Raw genomic sequence first — 8,923 nt, forward strand, 5'->3', positions numbered from 1 at the left:
TATATGTTGAGTATCGTTATTCAATTATTGGCATCCTTATCCCTGCTTGTGTTCGTTCATGAGTTAGGGCACTATATCATGGCTCGTATTTTCGGAGTCAAAGTCGATAAGTTTTACCTGTTTTTCGATGCCGGAGGTAAAGCTCTGTTCCGGTATAAGCCCAAAAATAGCAGTACTGAATTCGGAATCGGTTGGCTTCCTTTAGGCGGATACTGCAAAATATCCGGCATGATAGACGAATCGTTGGATACGGAACAGATGAAACGAGAACCTTCAAAAGAAGAATTCAGATCCAAGCCTGCATGGCAACGTTTTTTTATTATGTTCGGCGGAGTCCTTTTCAACGTTATTTTGGCCATTTTCATTTATGCCGGCATTTCGTATCATTGGGGACGGGTTGAACTTACTTCAGACCTCGTGCATTCCGGCATGGCTTTTGCCCCGGTAGCGAAAGACATCGGTTTTCAGGATGGAGATATTATTCTGAGTATAGACGGGGAGAAAGAAGATGTATTAGATCAACAGAATTTTACCCGTAAGGTTATCGGTGCGCGTTATGTTCAGGTATTAAGAGGGGAAGAAAAAGTAGACATCCGCATACCGGAAGATATGATGAAACGCGTACTGCGTACCCAACAAGGCGTCCTCACCCCACAAATGCCTTTTGTTGTGGACAGTGTTTTTCCAAACAGTCCTGCCTCTGCAGCCGGCATTATGCCCGGAGACAGTTTAATCGCTGTCAATGGAACTCAAACGCCGGACATACGCGATGCGCAGAAAATGCTTCAAACCCTATCCAATAACAGTATCACCCTGACAATGAGTTCAAAAGGAGCGATACGCGATTATCGGGTACAAGTCGATTCTACCGGCATTATCGGCGTACAGCTTAAACATTTAACTGAAATTTATCCTGTCTCCAAAATAAAATACAATTTATTAACAGCGATTCCGGCCGGCATCAAACAGGGAGTGAATACGATTCGTAGCTATGTCGGTGATATGAAATATGTTTTCACCAAAGAAGGCGCAAGCCAGATCGGTGGCTTCGGCACCATCGGCAGTCTTTTTCCAAAACAATTCAACTGGTTTCTTTTCTGGAATATCACAGCTCTCATTTCCATTATTCTGGCTGTTATGAACCTGTTGCCAATTCCGGCATTGGACGGAGGACATATTATGTTTCTTCTTTATGAAATGTTTACCGGTCGTAAGGTGAGTGAATCTTTTATGATCAAGGCTCAGATAGTCGGTATGATTCTTCTATTGATTCTTATTCTCTATGCCAATGCCAATGACGTTGTGAGATTTTTAATTCGATAATGATTGCTTCCCTTTTTCCAAATAATTACGAACAGAAAATAAATTTCACTGAAATAAAGCAATTATTGCAAGATGCTGCGGGTAGTCCTATGGGTAAAGAACTCGCTGCTGCATTAACGGCTTCTTCCGATTTCGGAGAAATTTCCCTGAATCTCAAGCAAACAGACCAGATGCTCCGTTTGATGAGCGGAGACCGGCACATACCTTATTTGTGTACCGACGACTGCCGGTACGCACTTCATGCCATTCGACCGCAGGGTACGTATATGGAAGAATCCGAGCTGCTTATGGTTGCCAATATGCTGGATAGCTTGGAGGATTTCAGAAAAACCATACTTTCTACGGATAATACGAAATCGGCTGATGATATAACAGAAAAATACGAATTTCCGGAGTTGGCTCAGATCGTGCAGGATGCCCCTTCTCTTCCCAAAACGGCAGTGTCCATCAGAGCTCTATTCAATGAAGAGCAACAGATTGCCGACAACGCCAGTAAAGAACTCTATCGAATCAGACGAGAGTTAAGGAATGTGGAGCAGAGTATCAGCGGTGCAATACGAAGAATCGCACGGCAGGCAAAGGAAGCCGGCTGGATAGATGCAGATGTTCACCCGGCCTTGAGAGATGGACGGTTGGTCATTCCCCTCCCGCCGGAACATAAACGTAAACTCAAGGGAATCGTATATGATGAATCGGCCACCGGGAAAACGGTCTATGTGGAGCCGGCCGAAATTGTCGAGGCGAACAACATGATCCGGGAGTTGGAAGCAGAAGAACGCCGGGAAATCATCAAGATATTAACGGGTGTAGCGGATAAATTGAGGCCTAACCTGAAACAGCTGTTGGATGGCGTTCGTATTTTGGGACTACTGGATTTTATTCGTGCCAAGGCCAAATTGGCACAATCCATGAGTGCCGTTTTACCGCAAGTTACCGATAAACCGCTTATCCGTTGGCAACAGTGCAGACATCCGCTATTGGAGCGCAGCCTCAAACAACATGGCAGAGCCATAGTACCGCTCGACATTACACTCGAAGAACCGAAATCGAGATTTTTAGTGATCAGCGGACCTAATGCAGGAGGGAAATCGGTATGCCTTAAAACCGTAGGTTTGTTGCAGCTGATGCTGCAAAGCGGGCTGCTTTTGCCTCTCGACGCCAATTCCCGATGCGGTATCTTCTCCAATCTTTGCATCGATATTGGAGATGAACAGAGTATAGAAGACGATTTGAGTACTTACAGTTCACATTTGGCTAATATGAAACAATTCGTAAAGATTGCCGACGAACGTACTCTTATCCTGATTGATGAGTTCGGTAGCGGAACGGAACCGCAGATAGGTGGAGCCATCGCCCAGTCTCTTCTTAATCAGTTTAATAAGTCGGAGGCTTTCGGCGTCGTTACGACCCACTTTCAGAACCTCAAAACGTTTGCCGAAGAAACTCCGGGAATTATTAACGGAGCCATGCTGTACGACCGGCATCGCCTGCAACCGCTTTTTAAGCTGGAAACAGGTCGTCCGGGGAGTTCTTTTGCCATTGAAATAGCTCGAAAAATCGGTTTGCCCGAAAATGTCATACAAGAAGCTACCGACATTGTCGGAACCGATTATGTAAACATGGATAAATTCCTTCAAGATATTGTTCGTGACAAAAGGTATTGGGAACAAAAAAGAGCTAATATCCGGAGGGAGGAAAAGAGATTGGAAGAACTGACCGGTGAGTATTCCCGGAAAATCGAAACAATCGATAGCGAAACAAAGAAGATATTATCCGAAGCCAGGGATGAAGCACGGGAAATCATCAAACAATCCGGTAAAGAGATCGAACGGACCATACGTGAGATTAAAGAAGCCGAAGCCGAAAAAGAAAGAACGCGCCTCATACGTGCCCGGTTGAACAGCTATGAAAAGGAATTGGCTCTGGAAGAAACTGCTGATCTACATATTAAGGAAGAAAAGTATCGGCGTGAATTGGAGAAAATCAAACGACGTGAAAAACGTAAACAGCAGAAGAAAAACAAGCAGACGGATGAATCCGTAACTGTCAAAGAAACGATAGAAAATCCCCCTCTGGAAAAACAAAAACCGTTTAAGGTGGGTGATGCCGTACGTATATCCGGACAAAAAGCTGTTGGCAGTATCCTTGAAATGAAAGATGATACAGCCCTTATCAGTATGGGAGGTATTATAAAAAGCTATGTGCCATTGACGAGACTGCACCATGCTGTCTCCGAAGAAAAGAAAAGCTTGCAAAAGCCTTCGACACCGATAGCCGGTGCCAAGATGATCGTAGATCAGATTCACGAAAAACGGCTTCACTTCAAACAAGACCTCGATGTCAGGGGCATGCGTGCCAACGAAGCAGTACAAAGCGTATCCTATTTTATCGATGATGCCATACAACTCGGCATCTCCCGTGTGCGTATTCTGCATGGAACAGGCACCGGGGCTTTGCGTATGGCTATCAGGGAGTATTTGGCAGGAGTCGGTTCCGTAAGAAAATACGCCGATGAACATGTACAGTTCGGAGGGGCCGGTATTACAGTAGTTGATCTGGAATAATACTTCACATTACCTGTCTCTCATAAATAAACGAACATACTTCGAGGGGACTGTGTCAAAAATACATTTTGACACAGCCCCTTTCAAATGTGTCAGAATCCGGTAAAGTACAAGGCGCTAACACTGAAACTCAAAGGAGCACACCGAAGTACGTGACCGAAGACGAATGTCACAAGCAACGCAGTAATTTGTGCATGATCACACACTGTCTTAATTTTTATTATAGGAAACAATATCTTCCTGAAACCATCTCCTTGATTTTTTCCGTCTACTTTCCCCATCCAAGAAAAATTTGACGTGTACCGAAATTCTCTGAGGTGTACTGAAAAAAATTCTGCCTGACGGTTGAAAATTATTCAGGCAAAGAAAAAAGATCCAAGTTAACTTCGTTGAAAATCCATCAGGCTACGGATTTTTATTTATTGCCTGAATAATTTTCAACCATCAGATAAATAATTTCAGTGGCTTAAAATATCAGGAAAAAACGAAATCCGAAAAAATAAAAAATAGATAAAGCAAAGCTGTTTGTATATATAAACAGTTAATAAAATTAATCGGACAAGAAAAAAAGATTTCCGATATAGACAACTTTTGGTATACTGTTGAAAACATAAAACACAGTATTTTAAGTACTTAAGACAATGTTTTGGAAAACTTTACAAGTACAATAGTTTCCCAATAAATTAAATTCTATCTTTGTTTACAGAATCAAACACAGAAACATTTGTCACTTTACGACACAAGCTATGGACAAAAAGATTTATAAATTTGACGATGTTTACACTGCAACGGTGGAATACTTCGGAGGAGACGAGCTAGCTGCAAAAGTTTGGGCTACGAAATATGCCCTTAAAGACAGTCAGGGCAATATTTATGAACTTACTCCGGCCGATATGCACCACCGTTTGGCTGCCGAAGTAGCCCGGATAGAGAAAAAATACCCTAACCCCCTCTCTCACGAAGAGCTTTTCTCTCTATTTGATCATTTTAAGTATATTGTACCTCAAGGCAGCCCGATGACGGGGATTGGCAATAATTTCCAAATAGCCTCACTTTCCAACTGTTTTGTCATAGGATTGGATGGTCCTGCCGATTCATACGGTGCTGTAATCAAGATTGATGAAGAGCAAGTACAGTTGATGAAAAGACGCGGAGGTGTGGGGCACGACTTATCCCACATACGCCCGAGCGGCTCTCCCGTAAAAAACTCGGCACTCACTTCTACGGGTCTGGTTCCGTTTATGGAGCGTTACTCGAACTCCACCAGAGAAGTTGCACAGGATGGTCGACGTGGCGCCCTTATGTTATCCGTATCCATCAAACACCCCGACAGCGAAAGTTTTATAGATGCCAAGATGACAGAAGGGAAAGTGACGGGAGCAAACGTATCGGTAAAAATTGATGATGAGTTTATGAAAGCTGTGGTAGACAACAAACCCTACACGCAGCAATACCCTATCGATTCAGACAAACCAATGTATTCAAAAAATATCGAAGCACGCCGGCTTTGGGAAAAAATTATTCATAATGCCTGGAAAAGTGCCGAACCGGGGGTTTTATTTTGGGACACCGTATTGAAAGAAAGTATACCGGACTGCTATGCAGATTTAGGCTTTAGAACCGTTTCCACCAATCCATGCGGTGAAATTCCGCTTTGCCCTTATGACAGCTGCAGACTTTTAGCCATCAACTTATACTCTTACGTTAAAAATCCATTTACGCCCTGGGCGGAATTCGATTTCGAACTGTTTGAAAAACATGTTGGTCTGGCTCAAAGAATAATGGACGATATCATCGATTTGGAGAGTGAAAAAATCGAACAGATACTCAAAAAAATCGATTCCGATCCGGAAAGTGAGGAAATAAAAGGATCGGAAATACACTTATGGCACAAAATACAGGATAAGACTCTGAAAGGACGTCGTACCGGTGTAGGCATAACGGCCGAAGGCGATATGATTGCTGCCATGGGATTGCGCTACGGCTCCGATGAAGCTACGGCATTTGCAGAGAAAGTACAAAAGACATTAGCCCTTTCGGCTTACAGGAGCTCCGTGCAGATGGCCAAAGAACGTGGAAAATTTGAAATCTACGACAGTAAACGAGAAGAAAAAAATCCTTTCATCCTGCGTCTGAAGGAGGCTGATCCGGAGCTGTATAAAGAGATGATAAAACATGGCAGACGCAACATAGCCTGCCTGACGATAGCACCCACCGGTTCGACCAGCCTGATGACACAAACCTCCAGCGGTATAGAACCGGTATTTATGCCTGTCTATAAAAGAAGACGCAAGGTAAATCCGAATGATCAAAATGCTGCGATAGATTATGTAGATGAAGTCGGCGACAGTTTTGAAGAATTCATCGTATATCACCCGAAGTTCATCACATGGATGGAAATCAACGGATTCGATACAAAGAAAAAATACACGTCCGGCGAATTGGATGATCTGGTAGCAAAAAGTCCTTACTTCCATGCCACGGCAAATGATGTGGATTGGGTGGCCAAAGTCAAGATGCAGGGGCGAATGCAAAAATGGGTAGACCACTCCATCAGTGTCACAATCAATCTGCCGGAAGATGTTTCAGAAGAGTTGGTCAACACATTATATGTAGAAGCATGGAAAAACGGATGTAAAGGCTGTACCGTATACAGAGACGGCTCAAGAAGCGGTGTTTTGATCAGTACCGATAAAAAGAAAAAAGACGGATCCGCAACATCCGAAAATCCGTCTATGGCAGACAGAACAGATCCGATTAAACGTCCTCGTTCTTTGGATGCAGACGTTGTCAGATTCCAAAATAATAAAGAAAAATGGATTGCTTTCGTCGGGCTTAAGGACGGACGACCGTATGAAATTTTCACCGGTATTGCCGACGATGACGAAGGTATTATGGTTCCCAAGAGCGTTTCTTCCGGCAAAATCATCAGAACGTATGAAGACGACGGCACAAAACACTACGATTTCCAGTTTCGCAATAAAAGAGGATTCAAAATGACTATTGAAGGTTTGGATGGAAAGTTCAACCCCGAATACTGGAACTATGCAAAGTTTATCAGCGGTGTATTACGCTATGGTATGCCAATCGAACAGGTTGTAAACCTTGTGCAGGGAATGTCTTTGAATGATGAATCTATTAATACATGGAAAAACGGTGTAGAGCGTGCTCTCAGAAAATATCTGCCCGTTGGTGCTGAAGCTCAGGGACAGGAGTGTCCGAACTGCCACCAGAAAACACTGATTTATCAGGAAGGTTGTCTGCTTTGTACAAATTGCGGTACATCTAAATGCGGATAAGGCCGTAATAGAAATACTAATGGGTGGCAGGTAATGTGGGCGGAAACATTCACAGCACCTTGCCCGATGAGGAGGTAAATCGGGCTTTCTCCACTCACCCCAATGTAAGGACGATGCAGATAACCATTCAAGAAGAACAGACAGAGTAAAGGGGCTGTGTCAAAACTCCATTCTCCCTAAATCAACTATCATTTGTAAAGAACAATCGCTATCAAAGAGCTGAAAACTCAATGATAGCGATTGTTTTATTTGATTAGAAGGGGGATAACTATCGATATGAAAGGAAACTTCTCCCAATTCCATGTTTTGACACACTCCCTCCTTTCTTTCGTGAGTTTAGGGCGTACAAAGAAAGCAGCAAAGAAACCCCGATGAAAAACACCTCGTTACTTTTGACAGTGAGTTGAAACGGCTCAAAAAGAAACAAAAAGCCAATGCTAAATAGTTCACATTGCATTTAATCAACAGAAGGCAATCTTTGAAAATCCAGCCAATGTCTGTCAGGCTCTATGCTTATTTCTCCATTCGCTTTTATTTTACAAATCCATTCTTGTAAAAGTCATACCAGCCGGCTATCTTCTCAGAAGTATTGGCTTTCAGCAATAAAAGCATCTCACGAGTAAATTCCAAATGTCCTACACCGTTTGCAGTAACAATATTCTTGTCACTGACGGCTTGTGCTTCCACATATCCTGCTTCGTTTGTGTATTTTTCTCCACCCCATTCTTTAAGTTGGTCAAGGCCGTTGCCCGTATGCTTTACATCGTTTAGGAAACCGTGCAAACATAAAAACGAAGCTCCGTTGCATATTGCCCCAATGATTTTTCCTTTATCCAGCGCATCCTGAACCAATGGGGCGACACGTTCTGCTTCGGGTGAATCCCAACGGTTGCCACCAATAAGTACCAAAGCCACATAATCTTTCGGCATATTCTCAAAAGAATAATCCGGCAAAGTTCTTAAACCACCGATGGAACGGACTGCATCCAATGTCGGAGCTGCGGTATAAACTTCGTACTTTATCTCACTTCCCGGTACTACTCCCACATGAAGAGACGTGGAAAGGAACGCTCCCTCCCAATCTGTATATTCATTTAACAAGACAAATATAACTTTCTGTTTCATCATAAATACATCTATTTTATTTTCTATCTGCCGTCACTTTCGCCACGGTTTGCCATTCGTTGTTCTCATCCATTCGTTCTTTTCTCCACAGAAAAGAAGAAGCCATTATGTCGGAGAATACATACCTCATCTTCTTCGTCGTGTTTTCGGTCAGGATAATTTCTTCACTGACCTTTCTGGCGGTCAGTCGGATAGCCTCGCCCATACAACCGTAGAAAATATCCCATGCCATAGTCTTGGGATTGAAAACGCGGAGTGTAGTTCCGTATTCGGCATCGGGTTGTTTATCTTTCAGGCGTTCCTCACGAGAGGGAACGATAAAGAGGTCTTGCACAGCCGTACCGTCCAATACTCGGGGCTGTGTCAAAATTCATTTTTGGGGCAGCCTCCTTTTTTTATTCCTCATCCAACGACAAAGCCCCAACTTTCACAAGCTAGGGCTTCGTTCGTTCACTAAGTTTGAGTAACTTAGCAAATATCAATTACTTAATGAATACAAAGTTACACTTTCGTCCTTACATATCCGACCCCATCCTGCTATTTCCTGCAGAACTTGGTCAAGATATTGATGCCAATGACCCTGTGCGCCTGGTCAACAGCATTGTAGATTCG

Annotated in this window: 5 protein-coding genes and 1 pseudogene; 4 read left to right on the forward strand and 2 right to left on the reverse strand. The window is 43.3% G+C overall.

Annotated elements, in window-relative coordinates; genetic code table 11:
- The first annotated feature begins 3 nt into the window (after nt 1-3).
- From rseP to A3GI_RS11920, 4 genes are all read left to right on the forward strand, one after another.
- Nucleotides 4-1,323: an RIP metalloprotease RseP gene (gene rseP, locus A3GI_RS0109295; RefSeq protein WP_018361182.1), complete on the forward strand. Its 1,320-nt coding sequence runs from the start codon at nt 4-6 to the stop codon at nt 1,321-1,323.
- Nucleotides 1,323-3,887 carry an endonuclease MutS2 gene (locus A3GI_RS0109300; protein ID WP_040575353.1) on the forward strand — a complete coding sequence of 855 codons (2,565 nt, stop codon included), beginning with the start codon at nt 1,323-1,325 and terminating at the stop codon, nt 3,885-3,887. Before rseP ends, A3GI_RS0109300 begins: the two co-directional genes overlap by 1 nt.
- A gap of 746 nt (nt 3,888-4,633) precedes the next feature.
- Nucleotides 4,634-7,186, forward strand: coding sequence for an adenosylcobalamin-dependent ribonucleoside-diphosphate reductase (locus A3GI_RS10995; RefSeq protein ID WP_018361184.1), 2,553 nt, complete (start codon nt 4,634-4,636; stop codon nt 7,184-7,186).
- 23 nt (nt 7,187-7,209) lie between these two features.
- On the forward strand, nt 7,210-7,335 hold the full coding sequence (locus tag A3GI_RS11920; protein WP_256592985.1) for a hypothetical protein: 126 nt from the start codon (nt 7,210-7,212) through the stop codon (nt 7,333-7,335).
- A 382-nt stretch (nt 7,336-7,717) separates the two neighbouring features.
- On the opposite strand, the gene A3GI_RS0109320 is transcribed toward A3GI_RS11920, so the two are convergent.
- Both A3GI_RS0109320 and A3GI_RS11000 read right to left on the reverse strand, forming a co-directional pair.
- Nucleotides 7,718-8,311, reverse strand: a complete 594-nt coding sequence (locus A3GI_RS0109320; RefSeq protein ID WP_370446002.1) for a type 1 glutamine amidotransferase family protein — start codon at nt 8,309-8,311, stop codon at nt 7,718-7,720.
- A gap of 16 nt (nt 8,312-8,327) precedes the next feature.
- Nucleotides 8,328-8,666 (reverse strand): annotated as a pseudogene (locus A3GI_RS11000) (hypothetical protein); the annotation flags it as partial.
- Nucleotides 8,667-8,923: the final 257 nt, after the last annotated feature.

This window comes from Porphyromonas macacae DSM 20710 = JCM 13914 (genome assembly GCF_000379945.1).
Classification (GTDB): Bacteria; Bacteroidota; Bacteroidia; order Bacteroidales; family Porphyromonadaceae; genus Porphyromonas; species Porphyromonas macacae.

Coding starts and splice junctions, on each gene's coding strand:
- rseP (WP_018361182.1), top strand. CDS start 4: ATGTTGAGTATCGTTATTCAATTATTGGCATCCTTATCCCTGCTTGTG.
- A3GI_RS10995 (WP_018361184.1), top strand. CDS start 4,634: ATGGACAAAAAGATTTATAAATTTGACGATGTTTACACTGCAACGGTG.
- A3GI_RS0109320 (WP_370446002.1), bottom strand. CDS start 8,311: ATGAAACAGAAAGTTATATTTGTCTTGTTAAATGAATATACAGATTGG.
- A3GI_RS0109300 (WP_040575353.1), top strand. CDS start 1,323: ATGATTGCTTCCCTTTTTCCAAATAATTACGAACAGAAAATAAATTTC.